The organism is Pseudomonas sp. T8, assembly GCF_024610635.1.
Classification (GTDB): Bacteria; Pseudomonadota; Gammaproteobacteria; order Pseudomonadales; family Pseudomonadaceae; genus Aquipseudomonas; species Aquipseudomonas chlororaphis_I.
Window position 1 is genome coordinate 3,837,293 of sequence record NZ_CP102374.1, and the last position, 25,052, is coordinate 3,862,344.

At 61.6% G+C, this 25,052-nt stretch carries 21 protein-coding genes and 1 pseudogene; 8 read left to right on the forward strand and 14 right to left on the reverse strand.

The window, feature by feature from the left end; all coding sequences use genetic code 11:
• Positions 1-26 precede the first annotated feature (26 nt).
• The 7 genes from NRG23_RS17195 to hutC all read right to left on the reverse strand — a co-directional run bounded on the left by NRG23_RS17195 (position 27) and on the right by hutC (position 7,816).
• Complete coding sequence (locus NRG23_RS17195) at positions 27-857, reverse strand: glycine betaine/L-proline ABC transporter ATP-binding protein (RefSeq protein ID WP_009046565.1); 831 nt, start codon at positions 855-857, stop codon at positions 27-29.
• Entirely contained in the window at positions 854-1,705 is an 852-nt protein-coding gene (locus tag NRG23_RS17200) for a proline/glycine betaine ABC transporter permease (protein ID WP_009046564.1), read from the reverse strand. The genes NRG23_RS17195 and NRG23_RS17200 overlap by 4 nt, the downstream gene beginning before the upstream one ends.
• A 71-nt stretch (positions 1,706-1,776) precedes the next feature.
• A complete protein-coding gene (locus NRG23_RS17205; RefSeq protein ID WP_038582785.1) occupies positions 1,777-2,745 on the reverse strand; it encodes an ABC transporter substrate-binding protein in 969 nt (322 codons plus the stop codon).
• A gap of 74 nt (positions 2,746-2,819) precedes the next feature.
• On the reverse strand, positions 2,820-4,283 hold the full coding sequence (locus tag NRG23_RS17210) for a cytosine permease (RefSeq protein WP_257371460.1): 1,464 nt from the start codon (positions 4,281-4,283) through the stop codon (positions 2,820-2,822).
• Between the two features lie 117 nt (positions 4,284-4,400).
• Positions 4,401-6,083: a urocanate hydratase gene (gene hutU / locus NRG23_RS17215; protein ID WP_009046561.1), complete on the reverse strand. Its 1,683-nt coding sequence runs from the start codon at positions 6,081-6,083 to the stop codon at positions 4,401-4,403.
• Between the two features lie 482 nt (positions 6,084-6,565).
• The gene (locus NRG23_RS17220; protein WP_041985480.1) at positions 6,566-7,138 is read right to left on the reverse strand and encodes a HutD family protein; all 573 of its coding nucleotides are present in this window, start codon (positions 7,136-7,138) and stop codon (positions 6,566-6,568) included.
• A 9-nt stretch (positions 7,139-7,147) separates the two neighbouring features.
• Positions 7,148-7,816 (reverse strand): histidine utilization repressor, encoded by a 669-nt coding sequence (hutC, locus tag NRG23_RS17225; RefSeq protein WP_231999351.1) that lies wholly within the window; start codon positions 7,814-7,816, stop codon positions 7,148-7,150.
• A gap of 188 nt (positions 7,817-8,004) precedes the next feature.
• On the opposite strand from hutC, the gene NRG23_RS17230 reads away from it, so the two are divergent.
• Complete coding sequence (locus tag NRG23_RS17230) at positions 8,005-9,369, forward strand: formimidoylglutamate deiminase (RefSeq protein WP_009046558.1); 1,365 nt, start codon at positions 8,005-8,007, stop codon at positions 9,367-9,369.
• Positions 9,370-9,411: 42 nt separating this feature from the next.
• On the opposite strand, the gene NRG23_RS17235 is transcribed toward NRG23_RS17230, so the two are convergent.
• Both NRG23_RS17235 and NRG23_RS17240 read right to left on the reverse strand, forming a co-directional pair.
• Entirely contained in the window at positions 9,412-9,981 is a 570-nt protein-coding gene (locus tag NRG23_RS17235; protein ID WP_009046557.1) for a lipocalin family protein, read from the reverse strand.
• Positions 9,982-10,016: 35 nt separating this feature from the next.
• A complete protein-coding gene (locus NRG23_RS17240; protein WP_007925924.1) occupies positions 10,017-10,271 on the reverse strand; it encodes a hypothetical protein in 255 nt (84 codons plus the stop codon).
• A gap of 418 nt (positions 10,272-10,689) precedes the next feature.
• Here NRG23_RS17240 and NRG23_RS32865 point away from each other — a divergent pair.
• The 4 genes and pseudogenes from NRG23_RS32865 to NRG23_RS17255 all read left to right on the forward strand — a co-directional run.
• Positions 10,690-11,541, forward strand: a pseudogene (locus NRG23_RS32865) (cache domain-containing protein); the annotation flags it as partial.
• 141 nt (positions 11,542-11,682) lie between these two features.
• Positions 11,683-12,447 carry a methyl-accepting chemotaxis protein gene (locus NRG23_RS32870; RefSeq protein ID WP_371920941.1) on the forward strand — a complete coding sequence of 255 codons (765 nt, stop codon included), beginning with the start codon at positions 11,683-11,685 and terminating at the stop codon, positions 12,445-12,447.
• Between the two features lie 90 nt (positions 12,448-12,537).
• Positions 12,538-12,810 (forward strand): type II toxin-antitoxin system Phd/YefM family antitoxin, encoded by a 273-nt coding sequence (locus NRG23_RS17250; protein ID WP_257371462.1) that lies wholly within the window; start codon positions 12,538-12,540, stop codon positions 12,808-12,810.
• Complete coding sequence (locus NRG23_RS17255; RefSeq protein WP_009046554.1) at positions 12,807-13,139, forward strand: type II toxin-antitoxin system RelE/ParE family toxin; 333 nt, start codon at positions 12,807-12,809, stop codon at positions 13,137-13,139. Before NRG23_RS17250 ends, NRG23_RS17255 begins: the two co-directional genes overlap by 4 nt.
• A 139-nt stretch (positions 13,140-13,278) precedes the next feature.
• Here NRG23_RS17255 and NRG23_RS17260 read toward each other — a convergent pair whose 3' ends face one another.
• From NRG23_RS17260 to NRG23_RS17270, 3 genes are all read right to left on the reverse strand, one after another.
• Complete coding sequence (locus tag NRG23_RS17260) at positions 13,279-13,881, reverse strand: DUF924 family protein (protein WP_103331343.1); 603 nt, start codon at positions 13,879-13,881, stop codon at positions 13,279-13,281.
• Between the two features lie 3 nt (positions 13,882-13,884).
• The gene (locus NRG23_RS17265) at positions 13,885-14,895 is read right to left on the reverse strand and encodes a class 1 fructose-bisphosphatase (protein ID WP_009046552.1); all 1,011 of its coding nucleotides are present in this window, start codon (positions 14,893-14,895) and stop codon (positions 13,885-13,887) included.
• 198 nt (positions 14,896-15,093) lie between these two features.
• Positions 15,094-17,544: a glycogen/starch/alpha-glucan phosphorylase gene (locus NRG23_RS17270; RefSeq protein WP_009046551.1), complete on the reverse strand. Its 2,451-nt coding sequence runs from the start codon at positions 17,542-17,544 to the stop codon at positions 15,094-15,096.
• Between the two features lie 265 nt (positions 17,545-17,809).
• Between NRG23_RS17270 and NRG23_RS17275 the strand changes: the two genes are divergently transcribed.
• Complete coding sequence (locus tag NRG23_RS17275; protein ID WP_028683793.1) at positions 17,810-18,253, forward strand: YkgJ family cysteine cluster protein; 444 nt, start codon at positions 17,810-17,812, stop codon at positions 18,251-18,253.
• Positions 18,254-18,525: 272 nt separating this feature from the next.
• Here NRG23_RS17275 and typA read toward each other — a convergent pair whose 3' ends face one another.
• Together typA and thiI are read right to left on the reverse strand one after the other, a co-directional pair.
• A complete protein-coding gene (gene typA, locus NRG23_RS17280; protein WP_009046549.1) occupies positions 18,526-20,346 on the reverse strand; it encodes a translational GTPase TypA in 1,821 nt (606 codons plus the stop codon).
• Positions 20,347-20,485: 139 nt separating this feature from the next.
• Complete coding sequence (thiI, locus tag NRG23_RS17285) at positions 20,486-21,940, reverse strand: tRNA uracil 4-sulfurtransferase ThiI (RefSeq protein WP_016702616.1); 1,455 nt, start codon at positions 21,938-21,940, stop codon at positions 20,486-20,488.
• A 330-nt stretch (positions 21,941-22,270) separates the two neighbouring features.
• Here thiI and glnA point away from each other — a divergent pair, with 330 nt between their 5' ends.
• Both glnA and NRG23_RS17295 read left to right on the forward strand, forming a co-directional pair.
• The gene (gene glnA / locus NRG23_RS17290; protein ID WP_007929953.1) at positions 22,271-23,677 is read left to right on the forward strand and encodes a glutamate--ammonia ligase; all 1,407 of its coding nucleotides are present in this window, start codon (positions 22,271-22,273) and stop codon (positions 23,675-23,677) included.
• Between the two features lie 159 nt (positions 23,678-23,836).
• The gene (locus NRG23_RS17295; protein WP_257371463.1) at positions 23,837-25,042 is read left to right on the forward strand and encodes an ISL3 family transposase; all 1,206 of its coding nucleotides are present in this window, start codon (positions 23,837-23,839) and stop codon (positions 25,040-25,042) included.
• Positions 25,043-25,052 lie beyond the last annotated feature (10 nt).

Sequence of the window (25,052 nt, forward strand, 5' to 3'; positions counted from 1 at the left end):
CATAGGAAGAGGCCCGCCGCACGCCTTCAAACCACCGCCGCGCGCCGCTGCACGAAACGGTCGACGTACTCGTCCGCCGGCGAATGCAGGATCTCCTTCGGCGTGCCGACCTGGATCAGCCGGCCATCCTTGAGGATCGCGATGCGGTTGCCGATGCGCACGGCCTCGTCGAGGTCGTGGGTAATGAAGACGATGGTCTTGTGCAGGGTCTTTTGCAGCTCCAGCAACTGGTCCTGCATTTCCGCGCGGATCAGCGGGTCGAGGGCACTGAAGGCTTCGTCCATCAGGATGATGTCGGTGTCCGCCGCCAGGGCGCGGGCCAGGCCGACGCGCTGGCGCATGCCGCCGGACAGCTGGTGCGGGTATTTGGCCTCGTAGCCCTTGAGGCCCACGGTGTTGATCCAGTGCAGCGCGCGCTCGGCGCAGACTTCCTTGCTCTCGCCACGCACCTTGAGGCCGTAGGCGACGTTTTCCTGCACGGTCTTGTGCGGCAGCAGGCCGAAGCTCTGGAACACCATGCTGATCTTGTGCCGGCGAAATTCGCGCAGGGCTTCCATGTCGTATTGCAGGATGTCCACGCCGTCCACCAGGATCGCGCCGCTGGTCGGGTCGATCAGGCGGTTGAAGTGGCGCACCAGGGTCGACTTGCCGGAGCCGGACAGGCCCATGATCACGAAGATCTCGCCGGTGCCGATGCTCAGCGACAGGTCGTTGACCCCGACCACGCAGCCGGTCTCGGCCAGCACCTGGTCCTTGGTCTTGTTCTGGCGAATCATGTTCAGCGCGTCGGCCGAACGGTTGCCGAAAATCTTGAAGACGTTCTTGACTTCGATCTTGCTCACGGTTGCGTTGTTCATTTGCTCACCTCATGGCGTGGACGACCATAGGCTTGGGTAATACGGTCGATGACCACGGCCAGAATCACGATCGCCAGGCCGGCTTCCAGGCCACGGCCGACGTTGAGGGTCTGGATCCCCACCAGCACGTCTTCGCCCAGGCCACGGGCACCGATCATCGAGGCGATCACCACCATCGACAGGGCCATCATGGTGGTCTGGTTGATCCCCGCCATGATGCTCGGCAGGGCCAGCGGCAGTTGCACGCCGAACAGTTGCTGCCAGCGGTTGGCGCCAAAGGCGTTGATCGCTTCCATGACCTCGCCGTCGACCTGGCGGATGCCCAGGTCGGTCAGGCGGATCAGCGGCGGCGCGGCGTAGATCACGGTGGCGAAGATCGCCGGCACCTTGCCCAGGCCGAACAGCATCAGCACCGGGATCAGGTACACGAAGCTCGGCATGGTCTGCATGATGTCCAAGAGCGGCATCAGCACCGAACGCAGGCGATTGCTGCGCGCCGAGAGGATCCCCAGGGGAATGCCGATCAGCACCGAAATGAAGGTCGCCACCAGCATCAACGCCAGGGTCTGCATCAGCTTGTCCCACAGGCCGACCGCGCCCACCAGGAACAACAGGCCGACGATCACCGCGGTGGTCACCAGCTTGCGGGTCGAATGCCAGGCGATGCCGCCGACGATCGCCAGCATCAGCCACCAGGGCGCCAGGCGCAGCAGGCCTTCGAGGTTGACGATGGCCCACAGCAGGGTGTCGGAGATGTGGCGGAACACATCGCCGTAGTTGGTCACCAGCGAATCGACCCAACCGTTGACCCAGTCGGCGATGGAAAAGGTGAAGCTTTCAGGAAACATAGAGAGACTCTCGATCAAGTGGGTTGCGGCAAGGCTCCCGGCTACCGTTCAGGCAGCCGGAAAGGCTCTACCTACAAGGCCGCGTCGATTTTCTTGGCTGCGTCGTCGCTCACCCATGCGTGCCAGACTTCAGGATGTTCCTTGAGGAAAATTTTCGCCAGTTTTGGCGATTCGATACGTTCCTTCGCCATGCGGCCCAGGTTCTGGTTCAGCAGGTCGATCGGCAGGTTGACCTTTTCCAGCACGGCCACCAGCTCAGGCGCTTGTTCGTGGAAGGTCTTCGACAGGCCGACCTTGATGGTCACGCTCTTGTCCACGCCCGGCTTTTCTTCCAGCTTCACCAGGTCGACCTGGCCCATCAGCGGGGTTGGCGACCAGTAGTAGAACAGGATCGGTTCGCCACGCTTGTAGCTCGACAGCACCGCGGCATCCAGCGCCGGGCCGGTGCCTGGGCGGAAGTTGGTGTAGCTGCTTTCCAGGCCGTAGCTTTTCAGCATCTCGCTGTTGTCCAGCTCGCAGGTCCAGCCGGCCGGGCAGTTATAGAAACGGCCTTTGCTCGGTTCTTCCGGGTCCTTGAACACGGCGGCGTACTTGCCCAGGTCGGCGATGTTCTTCAGGTCCGGGGCCTTGGCTTCCAGCTTGCGCTTGGCATCACCTTCGACCACGTAGCGCGGCACGTACCAGCCTTCGATGGCGCCCACCACCGGAGCGCCGACGCCGACCACCTTGCCGGCCTTCTCGGCCTTGTTCCAGACCTCGCTGCGACCGACCCACTCCTCGGCGAAAACCTGGATGTCATTGCTGCTCAGGGCGTTCTCCATGGTGATGGAGTTGCCTGGCAGGCTGTCGGTCTTGCAGCCGTAGCCTTTTTCCAGGACCACTTGCAGCACGTCGGTCAGCAACATGCCGCTTTCCCAGTTCAGGCCGGCGAATTTCACCGGTTTGCCGGACTCGCACCAGCCGGCCGCCTGGGTAGCACCGGCGCTGGCCAGCAGGCCCATGGAAAGCAAAGTGGTCAGCAGGGTCTTATTCATTTTCATTGTGTGACGCTCCCAATCATTGAAATGGATTACGGCAGTTAAGAGGCATCCAGCCCGTCCACGTCCAATCAGGTCTAGACCGCAGTAGCGCGGCCTGCCCCACTCAGCTTTTGTTCTGTGATCGAGTCCTGCTCTACCGGCAGGATCAGGCGATCGGGTACAGCGCCATGCCATTTCTTCGCGCAGACGTAATACAGCGCCGCGGGAACCACCAGGCCGACGATCCAGGAGATATCCACGCCACCCAGGGCTTCCACCAGCGGGCCGGTGTAGAACTTGGTGCCGATGAACGGCAGCTGCACCAGTACACCGATCACATAGACGCTGATCCCGAGGATGTTCCAGCGGCCGTAGCGGCCGTTCGGATCGGCCAGCGCCGGCACGTCATAGTGCTCGCGGGTGATGCAGTAGTAGTCCACCAGGTTGACCGCGCTCCACGGGGTGAAGAAGGCCAGCAGGAAGAGGATGAAAGACTTGAACGCACCGAGGAACGAGTGCTGGCCGAGCAAGGCGATCAGGGTCGCGGTGCCGACGATGACCAGCACGAACACCAGCCGTTGCAGGCGCGTCACTTCCAGGTGGCCACGGAAGCCACTGATGATGGTGGCGATGCACATGAAGCTGCCGTAGGAGTTCAGCGTCGAGATGGTGATCTTGCCGAAGGCGATGCTGAAGTACAGCAGCGCTGCGGTGGCACCGCTGCCGCCCAGGCCGACGATGTAGGCCACTTCGTGGCCGGCGAACTGCCCGTCGGCCATGGCCGCGGCGAACACGCCGAGCATCATCGCCACCTGCGCGCCGATCACCGAGCCGGCGCCAGCGGCGAGGAAGGTTTTCACCGAGGAGGTCTTGCTCGGCAGGTAGCGCGAATAGTCCGCCACATAGGGGCCGAAGGCGATCTGCCAGGACGCGGCGAGCGACACCGCGAGCAGGAAGCTGCTCCAGCTGAAGTGGCGGATTTCCAGGAGCGCGCCAACGTCGGTCTGACTCATCAGGCGGCTGAACAGGTAAACGAAGGCGATCACGCCAATGACGCTGGCGGCGCGACCGATGAAATGGATCACCCGGTAGCCCAGCACCGTGACCAGCACGATGACACTGGCGAAGATCAGGATCCCGACGCTGTCGCTGACGCCGAACAGCTGGCCCAGCGCCTGGCCGGAAAGCACGGTGCCGGTGGCGGTGAAGCCCAGGTACATCAGGCACACCAGGACGATCGGGATGGCCGCGCCATAGACGCCGAACTGGACCCGGCTGGAGATCATCTGCGGCAGGCCGAGCTTGGGCCCCTGCGCCGCGTGCAACGCCATCACACCGCCGCCCAGCAGTTGACCGATAAGCAGGCCGATCAACGACCAGAACACATCACCGCCCAGCACCACCGCCAGAGCGCCAGTGACGATGGCCGTGATCTGCAGGTTAGCCCCCAGCCACAGGGTGAACTGGCTGTAGAGCTTGCCGTGGCGTTCGACTTCGGGGATGTAGTTGATCGAGCGCCGTTCGATCAGGGGTTTGGAGCTATCGCTGGCCGTGGACATCGTTATTGTTCTCCCGGGAGATTCTTGTCATGTCAAAGCTCTGCTACATGGACCGAGCCGCCGCACTACAGCGTGCGACGGCTTCTTCCCTGATCCTGGCGGCAATCCGCCGGGAGCTTACTTGCCAGTGATCATCGGCAGGTTCAGGCCCTGTTCCTTGGCGCAGTCGATGGCGATCTGGTAACCGGCATCGGCGTGACGCATGACACCAGTACCCGGGTCGTTATGCAGCACACGGGCGATACGCTCGGCCGCTTCGTCGGTACCGTCGCAGACGATTACCATCCCGGAGTGCTGGGAGAAGCCCATGCCGACGCCGCCGCCGTGGTGCAGGGAAACCCAGGTCGCGCCGCTGGCGGTGTTCAGCAGGGCGTTGAGCAGTGGCCAGTCGGACACAGCGTCGGAACCGTCCTGCATCGATTCGGTTTCGCGGTTCGGGCTGGATACCGAGCCGGAGTCCAGGTGGTCGCGACCGATCACGATCGGCGCCGACAGCTCGCCGCTGCGCACCATTTCGTTGAACGCCAGGCCGAGCTTGGCGCGCAGGCCCAGGCCAACCCAGCAGATACGCGCCGGCAGGCCCTGGAAGCTGATGCGCTCGCGCGCCATGTCCAGCCAGTTGTGCAGGTGCGCGTCGTCCGGAATCAGTTCCTTGACCTTGGCATCGGTCTTGTAGATGTCCTGCGGATCGCCCGACAGCGCGGCCCAGCGGAACGGACCGATGCCGCGACAGAACAGCGGACGGATATAGGCCGGTACGAAGCCAGGGAAGTCGAAGGCGTTCTCGACGCCCTCTTCCTGGGCCATCTGACGGATGTTGTTGCCGTAGTCGAAGGTCGGGATGCCCTGCTTCTGGAAGTCGAGCATGGCCTTGACGTGCACGGCCATCGATTGCTTGGCCGCCTTGACCACCGCCGCCGGCTCGGTCTTGGCGCGCTCGCGGTACTGCTCCCAGGTCCAGCCGGCCGGCAGGTAGCCGTTGAGCGGGTCGTGGGCGCTGGTCTGGTCGGTGACCATGTCCGGACGCACGCCGCGACGGACCATTTCCGGGAGGATTTCAGCCGCGTTGCCGCACAGGGCGATGGAGATCGCCTTGCCTTCGGCGGTGTACTTGGCGATACGCGCCAGGGCGTCGTCCAGGTCCTTGGCCTGCTCGTCGACATAGCGGGTCTTGAGGCGGAAATCGATGCTGGTCTGCTGGCATTCGATGTTCAGCGAGCAGGCGCCGGCCAGGGTCGCGGCCAGAGGCTGGGCGCCCCCCATGCCGCCGAGGCCGGCGGTCAGGACCCAGCGGCCCTTGAGGTTATCGTTGTAATGCTGGCGACCGGCTTCGACGAAGGTTTCGTAGGTGCCCTGGACGATGCCCTGGCTGCCGATGTAGATCCAACTGCCGGCGGTCATCTGGCCGTACATGGCCAGGCCCTTGGCATCCAGTTCGTTGAAGTGTTCCCAGGTGGCCCAGTGCGGTACCAGGTTGGAGTTGGCGATCAGCACACGCGGTGCGTTGCTGTGGGTCTTGAACACGCCGACCGGCTTGCCGGATTGCACCAGCAGGGTCTCGTCGTCATTCAGGTTGGTCAGGCTCTCGACGATCTTGTCGTAGCACTCCCAGTTGCGCGCGGCGCGGCCGATACCACCGTAGACCACCAGTTCTTTCGGGTTCTCGGCGACTTCCGGATCGAGGTTGTTCATCAGCATGCGCAGCGGCGCTTCTGTCAGCCAGCTCTTGGCGGTCAGCTTGTTGCCGCGGGCAGCGCGAATTTCGACGTTCCGGTATTTCGTAGGTTTATTCTCAGTCACGAAAAAACTCCTCAGCGATCAATCCAAACCAACCCAGGCAGTGGGCGAGCGTGCCTGCGCGCAGGGCGCTGCGCAGCAAGCGAATCAGGGGACGCTGCGAAGAGTCTTCAGCGACTCATACGCATACGTCTTTACTTGTACATACAAGCATATGCAATCGAGCGGCCAACTCGTTGAATGCACCTTCAAGAAAATCTCTGGAAATGCTGGAGAGGCCCTTGGATCAAGGGTTTCAGCGTCGATTATTTTTTCGCGGGGAATGTGGCGAGAGATGTGAGCGCTGTTACTTCGGCTGAGCCTTGCGCCACGCTGGGGCGTTCGGTAACAAATTGGTGCGCGAGGGAAACAACATCAGGGAGGGAGAGAAACAGGAGGGTTTTGTAGCCGCTGCCGAAGGCTGCGATCGACTCCGAAGGAGACGCGCTCTTTGCAGGCCGGAAGGCTCTTCGAGCCTTATCGCAGCCTGCGGCAGCGGCTACAGGTCAGATGGCCGTCAGTTCGATCACGCAGCAAGCGCCGCTGACGCTGACTTCCCGCAGGCCGGGGTTATCGAGCAGTTGCAGGCAGTCATGGCGCTCCAGCAAGGCGGCGACACCACCACCCAGGTCGGCGCGCATTTCGTCGGCCACGCTGAATACCAGCACCGTGCTGGCCTGGGTGAAGAAACGCTGGCCACCCTGCAGCCATTGCAAGCGAGCGCTGTAGCGGTCCGGCGCGTAGATCAGGTTGAAGTCGCGAATCGGCCCGTCGATCAGGGTGCAGGCGACCTGGCTGGCGCCACTGAAGGCAAAGGGGTCCAGCGGTAACAGTGCGCGGCTGTCCTGGCCGTCCACCGTCAGGGTCATGCCCGCGCCTTGCAGCACGGTGATGATGCGCTGGTAGCCGGTGAAGCTGGAAAAGCCGCCGGACTCGCCGATATCGGCGATCGACAGCCGCCAGCCGAAACCTTCCAGGCCGACGCCGGCGTCCCGGGTGATCTCTTCGGTGCTGCCGCCACCGTTCTTCCACGGCATGCGCGGGTAGCTGGCCGCGCGCAAAACGTTCAACTGAGTCATTGATGCCCCTTACTTATGAAACCGCCCTTCCAGGCTGTGACGAGAACCCGGGTGGATCAGGCGCGCGGCGGTCACCGGCTGGCGGCCGGACCAGGTCCGGCGGCGAATCAGCAGGCACGGCTCGCCGCGCTCGATCTGCAGCAACTTGCATTCTTCCGGCTCGGCCAGAATCGCCTCGACCACATGCTCGCCCTCGGTCAGCGGCGCGACCTGGTTCAGGTAGGCGTATGGGGTCTGCAGGGTGAAGTCCTGCTTGAGGTAGTCCGGCGCCACCAGCGCGTTGACGAAGCGGTCCTCGATCTGCACCGGGATATCGTTCTCGAAATGCACGATCAGCGAGTGGAAGACCCTCTGCCCTTCGCGCATTTCCAGGGCCACGGCGCGCTCGGAACCGGCCGTCTCTTCACCCAGGGTGATGACCTTGCAGGTGTGGCGATGGCCGCGCGAGGCGATCTCGTCGGCGATGTTGTGCACCTCGAACAAGGCCGACTGGCTCTTGGGTTCGGCGACGAAAGTCCCCACGCCCTGCATGCGCACCAGCATGCCTTCGGCGGTCATCTCGCGCAGGGCGCGGTTGATGGTCATGCGGCTGAAACCCAGTTGGCTGACCAGCTCGCTTTCCGAGGGCACACGGTAGTGCGGCGGCCAGTTTCCACTCTCGATCTGCTGAGTGATCATCTGCTTGACGCGGGCGTACAGGGGCGCCGGACTATCGCCCAGATGGGCGGCCAGCGGGGAGTTGGCGGGCGGAGTCGGCACGGGAAATCCTTGTTTGTCGAAGAAGGCCACTAGCTTGCCGGAGTTTACCGAGCAGGCAAACGTCTGTATATGTATATACAAATAACACACGACGGGGTGCTTGAACCATGTCCGCCTTCTTTGCCGAACGCGCACTGCTGCCTAACGGATGGGCCAACAACGTACGTCTCGAGGTCAGCGCCGACGGCCTGTTGACCCACATCCAGGCCGATGCCAGCGCAGAAGGCGCCGAACGGCTCCAGGGCCCGCTGCTGCCGGGCATGCCCAACCTGCACTCCCACGCCTTCCAGCGGGCGATGGCCGGGCTGGCGGAAGTGGCCGGCAACCCCAACGACAGCTTCTGGACCTGGCGCGACCTGATGTATCGCCTGGTGGGCAAGATCAGCCCGGACCAGCTGGGCATCATCGCCCGCCAGCTGTACATCGAAATGCTCAAGGCCGGTTACACCTCGGTCGCCGAATTCCATTACGTGCATCACGACACCAGCGGCCAGCCCTACGCCGACCCGGCCGAGCTGTCGCTGCGTATCAGCCAGGCCGCCAGCGCCGCCGGCATCGGCCTGACCCTGCTGCCGGTGCTGTACAGCCACTCCGGCTTCGGCGGCCAGGCGCCCAACGAAGGCCAGCGCCGCTTCATCAACAGCACGGAAAACTACCTCAAGCTGCAAAGCCGCCTGCAACCGCTGCTGGCCCGGCAGCCGGCCCAGCAGTTGGGGCTGTGCTTCCACTCGTTGCGCGCGGTCACCCCGCAGCAGATCAGCGAGGTGCTGGCCGCCAGCGACAAGCTGTGCCCGGTGCATATCCATATCGCCGAACAGCAGAAGGAAGTCGACGACTGCCTGACCTGGAGCGGACGCCGACCGCTGCAATGGCTGTATGAAAACACCGAGGTCGATCAGCGCTGGTGCCTGGTCCACGCCACCCACGCGAATGCCGAAGAAGTCAGCCTCATGGCGCAAAGCCGGGCCATCGCCGGCCTGTGCCTGACCACCGAGGCCAATCTCGGCGACGGGATTTTCCCGGCGGTGGATTTCCTTGCCCAGGGCGGGCGCATGGGCATCGGTTCCGACAGCCATGTATCGCTGAGCGTGGTGGAAGAATTGCGTTGGGCGGAATATGGCCAGCGCCTGCGCGATCAACGCCGCAACCGCCTGTATCGAAACGACCAGCCGATGGTTGGCCGGACTCTGTACGACGCCGCGCTGGATGGTGGCGCCCAGGCCCTGGGGCAGCCGATCGGCGCCCTGGAAGTGGGCAAGCGCGCCGACTGGCTGGTGCTCGACGGCAACGATCCTTACCTGGCCACCGCCGAGGGCGACGGCATCCTCAACCGCTGGCTGTTCGCCGGCGGTGATCGTCAGGTACGCGATGTGCTGGTCAACGGTCAGTGGGTGGTGCGCGACGGACGTCACGCAGGCGAGGAAGAAAGCAATCGGGCCTTTACCCGGGTGCTGCGCGACCTGCTCGGCTGAAGCCGTCACCGCGGGAGCCAGCGTGCTGGTTCCCGCATGGATTCACTTCGAGGTCTTGGCCATCGCCGAGTCCGACACACGCCAGATCAGGCGGGTGGTGTCATACCCTTGCTGACGCGCCCTGCTCAGCAGGTCCTCGCGAACCGCCTCGCTGACATTCGGCCGGCGCGACAACAGCCACAGGTATCGACGATCCGGGTTGCCAACAATGGCGGTCTTGTAGTCGTCGCTCACGTACAGCACCCAGTAGTCGCCCTTGGCCAGGCCCGGTATCAAACGGGAAAACCAGGTATCGAACTCGACCCACAGCTTGTCGGTTTTATCCGGCGCCTGCGGCGTTGCCGTGCCCCGCACCTCTTCCCATTGCCAGTTGGCGGTCAGGCAGCGGTTGAGCACCGTCATATTGCCTTCGGGCAACAGGGTGTAGCGGGCTTCGGATTGCGCGCAGTTACGCTGGAAATACATCGGCAAACGCGCCAACTCGTACCAGGTCCCTTGGTAACGCTTGAGATCGACGTGATTCGCGGTCTTGGGCGCCAGTGAATCGTCCCGGGAAGTGGCGCAGCCGGCCAACAACAGGCCGGCCAGAAGAGTGACTAGCAAACGCATCATTATTTTTCTCCCGTGGGCACGTGGCCCCGGTTTTTTTACTTCAGGCCTTGCCCGGAAAACATCAACACTTTGTCACCGGCGTACTGCACGCTGATAAAGCTGTTCTTGTCGCCCCAGGTGCAGCTGGACATGCCCAGCGCGCCGGAACAGTCGGTCGGTTTGCCCAGCAGTTTTTCAACTTCGGCCTTGGGCATGCCGGCCGACAGCTTGGAATAGTTTTCCTGATTGATCTTGCCGCACGCAGCCAACAGCACGCAGAACGACAACAGAGCGAGAGAACGCAGGGACATGGTGAAACTCCTGGGCGGACGGGGGGATGGCATGCTGCCAACCAGAAGCTTAGAAGAGAAAAGCCCCATCTGGTTCCCCAGCCAGACGGCTATTTATTGTGACGCAGCGCCCAGCATTTCCTCCCGAATCAACCACTTTGCGACGGCCAAAGACATTTCGTCGGACAGGCTTCGACGCCCCTCATCTTTAGTGATGGCCAGTCGACATAAAAGCAGCGCAAAAGCCGCCGTTATGGCAAATTGACGCCCCCTCGCTGACCACCCTCTCGCGGTAGTTCACTTAATGACCAGAAACATGAAATTCAGCCATAAGATCCTGCTTGCCGCCGCTCTTGTGGTCGCCGTTGCGTTCGTCTGTTTTATCCTGTTCAACGACTATCGACAGCGCGAAGCCCTGCGCAGCAGCAACGAATCCTCCATGCAGGAACTCGGCAGCCTGACCAGCAGCAACATCCAGACCTGGCTGGAAAGCCGCATCCAGTTGCTGCACACCCTGGCCCAGCAGATCGCCGTGGACGGCAGCGGCGCCGACGGCCTGAAACGCAGCGTCGGCCTCCCCGCCTACGCCAGCAACTTCCAGCTCAGCTATTTCGGCGGCCAGGACGGTGCGATGTTCTCGGTCCCGGCGGGCAACCGCGCGCCCGATTACGATCCGCGCGCCCGCGGCTGGTACAAGGCGGCCAACGCGGCCCAGCAGACCATCGTCACCGAACCCTACATCGCCGCCTCTTCCGGCAAGCTGGTGATCACCGTCGCCACCCCGGTCCAGCACCAGGGCAGCTTCATCGGCGTCACCGGGGCCGATATCGACCTGTCCAACGTCAGCGCCATCATCAACTCGCTGAACTTCGGCGGCCATGGCCAGGCGTTCATCGTCAGCGCCGGCGGCAAGATCCTGATCCACCCGGACAGCAAGCTGGTGCTCAAGAACCTCAGCGACGCCTACCCCAATGGCGCTCCGCAGGTCAGCCCGGGCCTGAAGGAAGTCGAGCTGGACGGCAAGACCCAGTTCATCTCCTTCACCCGGGTCAACGGTGTGCCGTCGGCGGACTGGTACGTGGCGCTGGTGCTGGACAAGGACACCGCGTTCTCGATGCTCAGCGAATTCCGCACCTCGGCGATCATCGCCATGCTGATCGCCGTAGTGATCATCATCAGCCTGCTGGGCATGCTGATCCGCGTGCTGATGCAACCGCTGCACCTGATGGGCCGCGCCATGCACGACATCGCCGAGGGCGAAGGCGACCTGACCAAGCGCCTGACCATCCATGGCCACGACGAGTTCGGCACCCTGGGCGCGTCGTTCAACCGCTTCGTCGAACGGGTTCACGGCTCGATCCGCGAAGTCGCCTCGGCCACCGGCCAGGTCAACGAGGTCGCCCTGCGGGTGGTCAGCGCCTCGAACTCGTCGATGTTCAACTCCGACCAGCAGGCCAGCCGCACCAGCAGCGTCGCCGCGGCGATCAATCAGCTCGGCGCCGCCGCCCAGGAAATCGCCCAGAACGCCGCCCTGGCATCGCAGCACTCCAGCGATGCGCGCAACCTGGCCAGCGAAGGCCAGGCCGTGGTGGACCAGACCATCGCCGCCATGCAGCAGCTGTCGGCGAAGATCAGCGACTCCTGCGGCAACATCGAGACGCTGAACAGCAACACGGTGAACATCGGGCAAATCCTCGAAGTCATCACCAGCATCTCCCAGCAGACCAACCTGTTGGCCCTCAACGCCGCCATCGAGGCCGCCCGCGCCGGTGAGGCCGGGCGTGGTTTCGCAGTGGTCGCCGACGAGGTGCGCAACCTCGCCCACCGCACCCAGGACTCGGCGCAGCAGGTGCAGAAGATGATCGAGGAACTGCAGGTCGGCGCCCGCCAGGCGGTGAACACCATGACCGAAAGCCAGCGCGAGAGCGAAAGCAGCGTCGGCATCGCCAACCAGGCCGGCCAGCGCCTGGGCAGCGTGACCCAGCGCATCGGCGAGATCGACGGCATGAACCAGTCCGTGGCCACCGCCACCGAGGAACAGACCGCCGTGGTGGAGTCGATCAACGTCGACATCACCGAGATCAACACCCTCCACCAGGAAGGCGTGGAAAACCTGCAGGCAACCCTGCGCGCCTGCGCCGACCTGGAACAGCAAGCGGCGCGGTTGACGCATCTGGTGGGCAGTTTCCGCATTTAACGATCGGCAACACTCAACTCGTCTGGCGCGGCGCACACAGGACTGAATAAAGACTAAACTCAGTCCTGCTTCCCCAGACGAGATGCTCCCATGAAGCTTTCCTCTCAGATCAAACCGATCAGCTACCTGAAAAGCCACGCCGCCGAGATCGTCAAGACCATCACCGAAAGCCGTGAGCCCATGGTCATTACCCAGAATGGCGAGGCGAAACTGGTGGTCATGGATGTGAAAAGCTTCGAGCAGCAGGAAGAAACCATGGCGCTGCTGAAGATCCTCGCCCTCGGTAATCGCGAGATCGATGAAGGCCAATTCCGCGACGCGGAGGATGTGTTCGCCGAACTGGACCAGGCCGACCAGCTGTGACATTCAAGGTAGTGCTTCTGCATTCAGCGGAAACCGACCTCATCGAGTTGCGTACCTACCTCACCCAGCGGTTCTCCACCGCCACCTGGCAAAGCAGCTACGGCAACCTGAAACAGGCCATTCGCCAACTGGCCACCCTGCCCTATGCCGGGGTGATTCCCGAAGAACTCGAACAACTGCATATCGGTCACTACCGACAGATACTCTCGGGAATGAATCGAATCATCTATGAAGTACGGGACGCCACCGTCTACATCCATGTCATCGCCGACACCCGCCGAGACCTGCAAAGCTTGCTGATGGCACGGTTGCTGCGCGCCAAGCGCTAAGTATTCATGGGGCTTGAGGCCCTATCGCGGGCAATCGAGCGTCGACCGGCCGCTCCTACAGAAGAACCTAGGCATCTGTAGGAGCGAGCGGGCGGCGATCCGACTTGCCCGCGATAGCGTTTGATGCTGCTCAGAAGATTTAGAAGCTGGAACCCGGCTCGCGTAGGAATGCCAGTTCCTCCGGCGTCGATTCACGCCCGAGAATCCGATTGCGATGGGGGAAGCGCCCGAAGCGGGCGATGATTTTCTGATGCCGTTCGGCGTAGTCCAGCTGGTCGGCGAACACCGGTCGATCTTCCGGCGGCTGTTCGTCCTGCAACGCGACGAACCTGGAGATCGCTTCGTTCTGCACCGCCAGGTTCTCGCAATGCTCGAACACCAGGTAGATGAAGCTACGCTGCATCGCGGGCAGTTGCCGGTCGAAATCCGCGGCGATGCCCTGGGCCACCAGTGCCTGGGCACGCAGGTCGCCGGCAAAGCTCTTGGGGGTTTCGCGATACAGCATGCGTGGCAGTTGGTCGAGCAGCAGCACCAGGGCCAGCCAGCCTTGCGGGCGTTGCGCCCACTCGGTCAATCCACCGGCCAAGGCCTGTTCCACCAGATCCCCGAAACGCTCGCGCGCCTCGAGGTCCTGGCTGTCACGCTTGCCAAACCACAGCTTGCCCTTTTCAGCGACGATGTCCGCAGGTTTCTCGGCAGAGCCGAACCACCAGTCGAGCAGGGGCTGCCAGGGCGCGGCCATGGTTTATTCCTTGTGGTAGGCGGTGACGCGGGCGACTTCTTCCTTCGAGCCGAGGAACACCGCTACGCGCTGGTGCAGGCCTTCAGGCTGGATGTCGAGAATGCGCTGGTGGCCGTCGGTGGCGGCGCCGCCGGCCTGTTCAACCAGGAACGACATCGGGTTGGCTTCGTACATCAGGCGCAGCTTGCCTGGCTTCGATGGTTCGCGGCTGTCGCGTGGGTACATGAACACACCACCACGGGTCAGGATGCGGTGCACGTCGGCCACCATCGCGGCGACCCAGCGCATGTTGAAGTTCTTCTTCAGCGGGCCTTCCTCGCCAGCCATCAGCTCGCTCACGTAGCGCGCGACCGGCGCTTCCCAGTGACGCTGGTTGGACATGTTGATGGCGAACTCCTGGGTACTCTCAGGAATGGTCAGGTCTTCGTGGGTCAGCACGAAGCTGCCCATTTCACGGTCCAGGGTAAAGCCCTTGACGCCATCGCCCAGGGTCAGCACCAGCATGGTCTGCGGACCGTAGATGGCATAACCGGCGGCTACCTGCTGGGTGCCGGGTTGCAGGAAGGCCTTTTCGTTCAGGGCTTCGTTCTGGCTCAGGTGCTCGTTCGGGCAACGCAGCACGGAGAAGATGGTGCCGACCGGCGCGTTGATGTCGATGTTCGACGAACCGTCCAGCGGGTCGAACACCAGCAGGTAGGCGCCTTTCGGGTATTTGCCCGGGATCTGGTAGGCGTTGTCCATTTCCTCGGACGCCATGCCGGCCAGGTGGCCGCCCCATTCGTTGGCTTCGAGCAGGATCTCGTTGGAGAGCACGTCGAGCTTCTTCTGCACTTCGCCTTGGACGTTCTCAGTGCCCATGCTGCCCAGGACACCGCCGAGGGCGCCTTTGGACACGGCGTGGCTGATCTCCTTGCAGGCACGCGCCACCACTTCGATCAGGAAGCGCAGATCGGCAGGAGTGTTGTTGCTGCGGGTCTGCTCAATCAAATAGCGACTCAGGGTAACGCGGGACATGGAAGGCTCCGGAGGAATGGGGGGGCTAAAAAACCCGCGCAGTTTAGCGCGAGTCGGGGTGCATTTCCTCCTATGAGACGAGATCCGTCATAGAGAGTTCATGCGTGGGGTTGAGCGTAGCCCGAAATCCGACCCGTAGCCGCTGGCGCAGGCTGCGCTAGCCTGCGCCCTTTCGACACTAGGGGGCCGACGAGCAGCCTATTCCAGAGCCTTCCAGATCTCCGTGGCGTACTCGCGAATGGTCCGGTCCGAAGAGAACCAGCCCATGCGCGCACTGTTGAGCACCGCCGAACGCCACCAATGATTGCTGTCGCGCCAGCGCTCCTCGACATGCAATTGGGCATTCCAGTAGGAATCGAAATCGGCGCACACGTGGAAGCGGTCATAGTCGATCAGCGAATCGATAAGGCCGGTGTAGCGGGCCGGATCGTCCGGCGAGAACACCCCGCCACGAATTGCCTGCAGCACATCGTTGAGGCGATGGGAGGCGGCGATGTCCGGCACCGCGCTGAACTCGCCGTTGCGTTTGCGCGCCTCCACCTGCTGGGCGCTGAGGCCGAAGATGAACATGTGCTCGGCGCCGACCCGCTCGCACATCTCGACGTTGGCGCCATCCAGGGTGCCGATGGTCAGGGCGCCGTTGAGGCCGAACTTCATGTTGCTGGTGCCCGAGGCCTCGAAGCCGGCAGTGGAGATCTGCTCCGACAGGTCCGCCGCCGGGATGATGCTTTCGGCCAGGCTGACGTTGTAGTTGGGCAGGAACACCACCTTGAGCAGGCCACGCACGGTCGGATCGTTATTCACCGTGCGGGCGATGTCGTTGCTCAGCTTGATGATCAGCTTGGCCTGGTGATAACTGGCCGCGGCCTTGCCGGCGAAGATCTTCACCCGCGGCACCCAGTCGATTTCCGGCTCGGCACGGATCGCCTGGTACAGCGCCACGGTGTGCAACAGGTTGAGCAACTGGCGCTTGTACTCGTGGATCCGTTTGACCTGCACGTCGAACAGCGCCGCCGGATTGACCGCGATCCCCAGGCGCTCATGGATGATCGCCGCCAGTGCGCGCTTGCTGTGCAGGCGCTGCTCGGCGAACTGCTTGCGAAAGGACGACTTCTCGGCGAAGGGCTCGAGCTTGAGCAACAGCTCCTCGGGGTTGTCCAGCAGCTCCGGGCCGACGGCCTCGACCAGCATCGCCGTCAGCTTGGGGTTGGCCTGGTACAGCCAGCGGCGGAAGGTGATGCCGTTGGTCTTGTTGTTGATGCGCTCCGGATACAGCTTGTGCAGCTCGGAGAACACCGTGCTGCGCATCAGCTGGGTGTGCAGGCCGGACACACCGTTGACGCTGTGGGAACCGAGAAACGCCAGGTTGCCCATGCGCACGCGGCGCCCGTTGTCTTCTTCGATCAGCGACACCGCGCGCAGCACGTCGAAGTCGTGGATGCCCTTGGCCCGCAGCGAATCGATGTGCTGGGCGTTGATCAGGTAAATGATCTGCATGTGCCGCGGCAGCATGCGTTCCATCAGGCCCACCGGCCAGGTTTCCAGGGCTTCGGGCAGCAGCGTGTGGTTGGTGTAGGCCAGGGTTTCGACAGTGATCTGCCAGGCCGCCTCCCAGGCGATGCCGTGCAGGTCCACCAACTGGCGCATCAGCTCGGCCACGGCGATCGACGGGTGCGTGTCGTTGAGCTGGATCGCCGCATGCTCGCCGAGGCTGAGCACCGAGTCGTGCATGTTCTTGTGCCGGCGCAGCAGGTCCTGCAGGGACGCGGAAACGAAGAAGTATTCCTGGCGCAGGCGCAGTTCCTGGCCGGCTTCGGTGCTGTCCGCCGGGTAGAGCACCCGCGAGATGCTCTCGGCGCGGGCCACCTCGGCCACCGCGCCGAGGTGGTCGCCGGCGTTGAAGCGCTCCAGGTGCAGGTCTTCCATGGCTCGCGCCCGCCACAGGCGCAGGGTGTTGACGCTGGCGCCGCGCCAGCCGACCACCGGCGTGTCGTAGGCCACCGCGCGCACGGTTTCCGCCGGCCACCAGACTTGCCGCGCATGGCCAGCCTCGTCGGTGACGGTCTCGACGCTGCCACCGAAGCCGATCGAATAGATCACTTCCGGACGCTCGAACTCCCAGGGGTTGCCGAAATCCAGCCAGTGCTCGGTCTGCTCCTGCTGCCAGCCATCGACTATGGCCTGGCGGAACAAGCCGTGCTCATAACGGATGCCGTAGCCGTGGCCGGCAATGCCCAGGGTCGACATGCTTTCCATGAAGCACGCCGCCAGCCGGCCGAGGCCACCATTGCCCAGCGCCGCGTCCGGCTCCAGCAGGCGGATGCGCTCCAGGTCGACGCCCAGATCGCTCAGGGCATCGCGCGCCACGTCCAGCAGCCCGAGGTTGCTCAGGCTGTCGTAGAGCAGGCGGCCGATGAGGAATTCCAGGGACAGGTAATAAACGCGTTTCTGGCCTTTGCGGTAGATCTGCCGCGTGTGGTCCATCCAGTGCTCGACCATGTGATCGCGCGCCGCCAGGGCGATGGCTTCGAACCAGTCATGGTCGAAAGCGTGGTCCGGGTCTTTGCCCACCGCGTAGGTGAGTTTGGTCAGGACGGCATCGCGAAAAGCGGCCACCTCAGCGTCACGAACTTGCAGTTCCTGAGTCATGAATACGACCTCGAGCGAGATAGACAGTGAGCATGGAATTGTCTGAGCCTAGTCGGTCTGACAGGAGCCAAAGTCTCTGGTTCGGCGCGTCGTGCAATTGCCCGAACAGAGGCAGCGTCTCCCGCGGCAGCGGGTAAAAATGATGCAGATGCCGTGCCGACCCTCGCAATCCCCCCGGGCACGGTTAAATTCCGTTAAATGGTTGTTCAAAAATCCACCAGTACCGGTATGATCGCGCGCCCTGATACACACGCTGGAAGCAAGCCTGATGAAGTCCAACCTGATCGCCGCCGCGGAAATCGACCGACTCGATACCTGGGCCAAGTATTCCGCGCCCATGTGCGGCTCCTGCATGTCCAGCTGCTGCACCCTGCCGGTGGAGGTCAAGATCAAGGATCTGATCCGCATCGGCATCGTCGACGAATTCGAGCGCGGCGAGCCGGCGAAGAACATCGCCAAGCGCCTGCAGAAGGAAGGCATCGTCGAGCGCTACAACCAGAAGTCCGAGATCTTCACCCTGCAGCGCATGAGCAACAACGACTGCCTGTATCTGGATCGTAAGAGCCGCCTGTGCACCATTTATGACAAGCGCCCGGACACCTGCCGCAACCACCCGAAGATCGGCCCGCGTCCGGGCTATTGCGCGTACAAGCCCAAGCCGGTCGAGCGCCCGACCAACACCGGCAGCCGGACCCTGGAACGCTTCTGAGCCTCGACCTGCGCCTGCAACCCTGTTCCCCGCGTAACCCTGCCACCCTGTAGCCGCTGCCGAGCCTTGGCGAAGCTGCGAACGGCTGCAAAGCAGCCGCAGTACGGGCCACCGCAGAGTTTCAGATACACCGCTTGACGACCGCTACGCGGCCGATCGCAGCCTCGCTGGCGCTCGGCAGCGGCTACAGGAATCAGCTCATTTTCGCAGATCAAAAAAAACGCCCCCGGCCTTTCGACCGGGGGCGTTTTTATTCAGCCTGAACTAAAAGATCAGTTCTTGGCTTTCTTGGCAGCGCGGGTACGCTCGCCTTCGTCCAGGATCTTCTTGCGAAGACGGATGGACTTAGGAGTCACTTCACACAGCTCGTCGTCCTGGATGAATTCCAGAGCCTGTTCCAGGGTGAAACGAACCGGCGGAACCAGGGCGATGGTTTCGTCCTTGCCCGAAGCACGCATGTTGTCGAGCTTCTTGCCTTTGGTTGGGTTCACGCCCAGGTCGTTGTCACGGCTGTTCAGACCAACGATCTGACCGTTGTAGATTTCCTGGCCGTGCTCGACGAACAGCTTGCCGCGCGCCTGCAGGGTTTCCAGGGAGTAGGTCAGTGCCTTGCCGGTCTCGACCGAAACCAGTACGCCGTTCTGACGGCCGGACATGTGGCCGGACTTCATCGGAGCGTAGCGATCGAAGATCGAGGTCAGGATGCCTGCACCGTTGGTCAGGGTCAGGAACTGGTTACGGAAACCGATCAGACCACGGGCTGGAATGTTGTATTCCAGGCGTACACGGCCCTTGCCATCCGGAACCATGTTGCTCAGGTCGCCTTTACGCAGACCCATTTCTTCCATGACCTTGCCCTGGGATTCTTCAGGGATGTCGATGGTGACGTTTTCGAACGGTTCCTGCTTCACGCCGTCGACTTCACGGATGATCACTTCAGGACGGCCAACGCCCATTTCGAAACCTTCGCGACGCATGGTTTCGATCAGTACCGACAGGTGCAGCTCACCACGGCCGGAAACCTTGAACTTGTCGGCCGAGTCGCCTTCTTCAACGCGCAGTGCAACGTTGTACAGCAGCTCTTTGTCCAGACGTTCCTTGATGTTACGGCTGGTCACGAACTTGCCTTCTTTACCGCAGAATGGCGAGTCGTTGACCTGGAAGGTCATGGAAACGGTCGGCTCGTCGACGGTCAGCGGCTTCATCGCTTCGACAGCGGTCGGATCGCACAGGGTGTCGGAGATGAACAGCTCGTCGAAACCGCTGATGCAGACGATGTCGCCGGCAGCGGCTTCTTCAACGTCCACACGGTGCAGACCGTGGTGACCCATCAGCTTCAGGATACGGCCGTTACGCTTCTTGCCTTCGGTGTCGATAGCGACGACCGGAGTGTTCGGCTTGACGCGACCGCGAGCGATACGACCAACGCCGATCACACCCAGGAAGCTGTTGTAGTCCAGAGCGGAGATCTGCATCTGGAACGGACCGTCACGGTCAACGGCTGGAGCCGGAACGTTGTCGACGATCGACTGGTACAGCGGGGTCATGTCTTCAGCCATGTCGGTGTGGTCCAGACCGGCAATACCGTTCAGGGCCGAGGCGTAGACGACTTTGAAGTCCAGCTGTTCTTCGGTGGCACCCAGGTTGTCGAACAGGTCGAAGATCTGGTCCAGAACCCAGTCAGGACGCGCGCCTGGACGGTCGACCTTGTTGATCACCACGATCGGACGCAGGCCGGCTTCGAAAGCCTTCTTGGTCACGAAACGGGTTTGCGGCATAGGGCCGTCTTGGGCATCGACCAGCAGCAGAACGGAGTCGACCATCGACATTACGCGCTCAACTTCGCCGCCGAAGTCGGCGTGGCCCGGGGTATCCACGATGTTGATGTGGTAGCCGTTCCAGTTGATGGCGGTGTTTTTGGCCAGGATGGTAATACCGCGCTCTTTTTCCTGGTCGTTGGAGTCCATCACGCGCTCGTCGTTGAGCTCGTTGCGCTCCAGGGTGCCGGATTGACGCAGGAGTTTGTCTACCAGGGTGGTTTTACCGTGGTCAACGTGAGCAATGATGGCGATGTTGCGTAGATTTTCGATCACTTGTGTATCTCGATCAGAGGATTCGGTGTGCTGACAACTGCTGGCAGCGATTAACAATAGAGTCCGGCAAGGCCGTTACAGCTTGACGGTGGCGTCGGGGGGCCGGTGACGCAAGCCACAGGCAAACAGCCCCGGGCACTTAGCTCGGTCTATAAACGCGCACATTGGCATGTCCCTCACTGAGCAGATGGTGAGCATGCAGGCGACTCATGACGCCTTTGTCGCAATACAGCAGGTACTGGCGAGTAGGGTCCAGTTCCTTGAAGCGTGCATTCAATGCATAGAACGGCAGCGCTTTTATCTCGATGCCAGCCAACTCCAGCGGGTCGTCTTCCTGAGCATCCGGATGACGGATGTCGATCACGATCTGGCCCGCCAGCGCCTCGCTGACTTCTTCGATCTGCAAATCCTGGCCCAGTTCGTCGATTACCCGATCGATCGGCACCAGTTTGGCCCGCTCGATCGCACGCTCGAGCACCGCCATGTCGAATTCTTTCTCTTCGTGCTCCACGCGATGGCGCTTGGCGTGGGTCTTGGGGTTCACCGAGATGACCCCGCAGTACTCCGGCATGTGCTTGGCGAAGTCGGCGGTGCCGATTTCGTTGGCCAGGTCGATGATGTCCTGCTTGTGGCTGGCGATCAGCGGGCGCAGCACCAGCTTGTCGGTTACGCAGTCGATGACCGAGAGGTTCGGCAGGGTCTGGCTCGACACCTGGGAAATCGCCTCGCCGGTGACCAGCGCGTCGATGTGCAGGCGGTCGGCGATGCTCGACGCGGCACGCAACATCATACGCTTCAAAATGACGCCCATATGACTGTTGTCGACTTTGCCGAGGATTTCGCCGAGCACTTCCTCGAACGGCACGCTGACGAACAGCACGCGCTGGGAGCTGCCGTACTTCTTCCAGATATAGTGCGCGACTTCCATCACGCCCAATTCGTGGGCACGCCCGCCCAGGTTGAAGAAGCAGAAGTGGCTCATCAGGCCGCGACGCATGATCTGGTAGGCCGCCACCGTAGAATCGAAACCGCCGGACATCAAAACCAGGGTCTGTTCCAGGGCGCCCAGCGGATAACCGCCGATGCTGTTGTGCTGGCTGTGGATCACGAACAACCGTTGGTCGCGAATTTCCATCCGCACTTCGATTGCAGGCTCTTTCAGGGAAATTCCGGCGGCGCCGCACTGCCGACGCAGTTGGCTGCCGACGTATTTCTCCACGTCCATGGAGCTGAATTCATGCTTGCCGGCGCGCTTGCAGCGCACGGCGAAAACTTTCCCCGCCAGGGCCTCGCCAAAGTGCTGCTTGCACTTGGCGACTATGTCGTCGAAGTCGCCCAGCGGGTATTCATCGACCTGCAGGAAATGCGCGATGCCCGGCATGCAGCTCAGGCGCTCGGTCATCTCCTTCAAGGCTTTCGGCTCGCTGACGGCGGTTTCCAGCTCGAGGTTGTCCCACACACCATTGACCACCACGGCCGGGTCCAGATCGCGGAGCACGGCACGGATGTTCTTGGCCAACTGACGGATGAAACGCGTCCGTACCGGGCGGCTCTTGATGGTGATTTCCGGGAAAACTTTAACGATTAGTTTCATGAAAACAGCGCGCGCTGGGCCAGCCGAAAAAGGGGGGCGCGGATTATAGCGGAAATTGCTCAAGGTTTAACCAATTAATGTGCACTCGGTTTTTCATGCACCAAAACGGGTCGTCGCCAGATAAAAACGCAACATTGCGGTGCGTCAGTTTGCCAATCGGGCCCAAATAGCGCCCGGAATGCGTGAGTTTGGGGCATAAAACCCAACTCAGGGCACTGGCATGCAATTTGCTCCCTTGTGAGGCAGGTTGCCATGGCAGAGTATCTGCGCCGGCATCACCCACATTCTAAGGGCACACCAACACTCGCCCGAAGCCACCCGGAGGACACTATGTCGAAGTCGGTTCAACTCATCAAAGATCATGACGTCAAATGGATTGATCTGCGCTTCACTGACACCAAAGGCACTCAGCACCACGTGACCATGCCGGCCCGTGATGCGCTGGATGACGATTTCTTCGAAATCGGCAAAATGTTCGACGGTTCCTCCATCGCTGGCTGGAAAGGCATCGAAGCCTCCGACATGATCCTGATGCCGGTTGACGAAACCGCCGTCCTGGACCCGTTCACCGAAGAGCCGACCCTGATCCTGGTCTGCGACATCATCGAACCTTCGACCATGCAGGGCTACGATCGCGACCCACGCGCCATCGCCAAGCGTGCCGAGGAGTACCTGAAGTCCACCGGTATCGGCGACACCGTATTCGTAGGTCCAGAGCCTGAGTTCTTCATCTTCGACGAAGTGAAGTTCAAGTCCGACATCTCCGGCTCCATGTTCAAGATCTTCTCCGAGCAAGGCTCGTGGATGTCCGACCAGGACGTGGAAGGCGGCAACAAAGGCCACCGTCCAGGCGTCAAAGGCGGCTACTTCCCGGTTCCTCCGTTCGACCACGACCACGAGATCCGTACCTCCATGTGTAATGCCATGGAAGAAATGGGCCTGGTCATCGAAGTTCACCACCACGAAGTGGCGACTGCCGGCCAGAACGAAATCGGCGTGAAGTTCAACACCCTGGTCAACAAGGGCGACGAAGTTCAGACCCTGAAGTACTGCGTACACAACGTGGCCGATGCCTACGGCCGCACCGCTACCTTCATGCCTAAGCCTCTGTACGGCGACAACGGCTCGGGTATGCACGTGCACATGTCCATCTCCAAGGATGGCAAGAACACCTTCGCTGGCGAAGGTTATGCCGGCCTGTCCGACACCGCCCTGTACTTCATCGGCGGCATCATCAAGCACGGTAAGGCCCTGAACGGTTTCACCAACCCTTCGACCAACTCCTACAAGCGTCTGGTACCAGGCTTCGAAGCTCCGGTAATGCTGGCCTACTCGGCTCGCAACCGTTCCGCTTCGATCCGTATCCCTTACGTGTCGAGCCCAAAAGCCCGCCGTATCGAAGCACGCTTCCCGGATCCGGCTGCCAACCCATACCTGGCCTTCGCTGCCCTGCTGATGGCCGGCCTGGACGGTATCCAGAACAAGATCCACCCTGGCGATGCGGCCGACAAAAACCTGTACGACCTGCCGCCTGAAGAGGCGAAAGAGATCCCACAAGTTTGCGGCAGCCTGAAAGAAGCCCTGGAAGAGCTGGACAAAGGTCGTGCGTTCCTGACCAAAGGCGGCGTTTTCAGCGACGACTTCATCGACGCTTACATCGCCCTGAAAAGCGAAGAAGAAATCAAGGTTCGTACCTTCGTACACCCACTGGAATACGAGCTGTACTACAGCTGCTGATCCAGTAGCGCCGCCCCACGCGGCGTGACAAGAAAAAGGCCTCCCTCGGGAGGCCTTTTTTATGGTTCTTCACGGAATTCCGGGAAACACAGAAACAAGAACGCCGATTTGATTGATGATGTTCGTGCGAGCAAACACATCTAAAAAACCGGCGTTCTTATGCACGATATTAATACTTTCCTTCCTTTTTGGGAGGGCTTTTCTGTCGTCACGATCAAGCCTGATGGCGATGCCCTACAGATCGATCTGACGCCCCACACCACCCGACTCCCTTCCTGTGGTGGATGCCAAAAGCCCTGTTCAACCACTCACGAGTATTGCGAGCGAGTCGTTCGTGATTTGCCCATTCTCGGCCGTGCAGTGCGCCTCAGCGTTTTGCTCAGACGTGTTGGCTGTCGTGACTGCGGCAAACGCATGGAGACTGTCAGTTGGCTGGATCGCTATGCCCGTATGACGCGCCGCTTGGCCGATGCGGTGATTCAAGCCTGCGAGCGCCTTCCCACGTTACACGTGGCTCAACTGTTTGGGTTGCATTGGGACACCGTTCGGCTGCTAGAGCGTCGCGCCTTGCAAACGGCATTGAGCGATCTGCCGAAGGCGCAACCACGGCGTCTGGTGATGGACGAGTTCGCTCTGTTCAAGGGCCATCGTTACGCCAGTGTGGTGCTGGATGCAGATACACGACGAGTGCTGTGGATCGGCGAAGGCCGCAGCCGTGCGGCGGTCAGGCCGTTCTTCGAAGAGTTGGGAACAGAGGGTTGCGCCCGAATCGAAGCGGTGGCGATGGACATGAACACCGCTTTTGACCTGGAGGTTCGCCGGCACTGCCCCAAAGCGCGCGTGGTCTATGACCTCTTCCATGTGGTGGCCAAATATGGCCGAGAGGTGATTGATCGGGTCCGCGTTGACGAGGCTAATCGGCTACGCCACGACAAGCCTGCTCGTAAGGTCATCAAGCAAGCGCGATGGCTACTGCTACGCAATCCACAGAATCTGAAAACGCCGGAACAACAGGTTCACTTGCAGGATTTGCTGGCGGCCAACCAAGCGTTGATGACGGTCTACTTGATGAAGGCTGAACTCAAAACGCTCTGGACGCCGAATACCGCTTGGAGCTGGAGATCGGCCTGGAAGCAATGGTTGCGCCATGCTCATGAAAGCGAAATACCGGCACTGATCCAGTTCGCCAAACGGCTAAAGAGTTACTGGCGGGGCATCGTCAGCCGCGTTCGCTGGCCGATGCACACCGGTCAGCTGGAAGGAATAAACAATCGCATAAAGGTCATCAAACGAATGGCGTACGGTTACCGGGATAGCGAATTCTTTTTCATGAAGATCAAGAGCGTCTTTCCCGGTAATCCGTGAAGAACCTTTT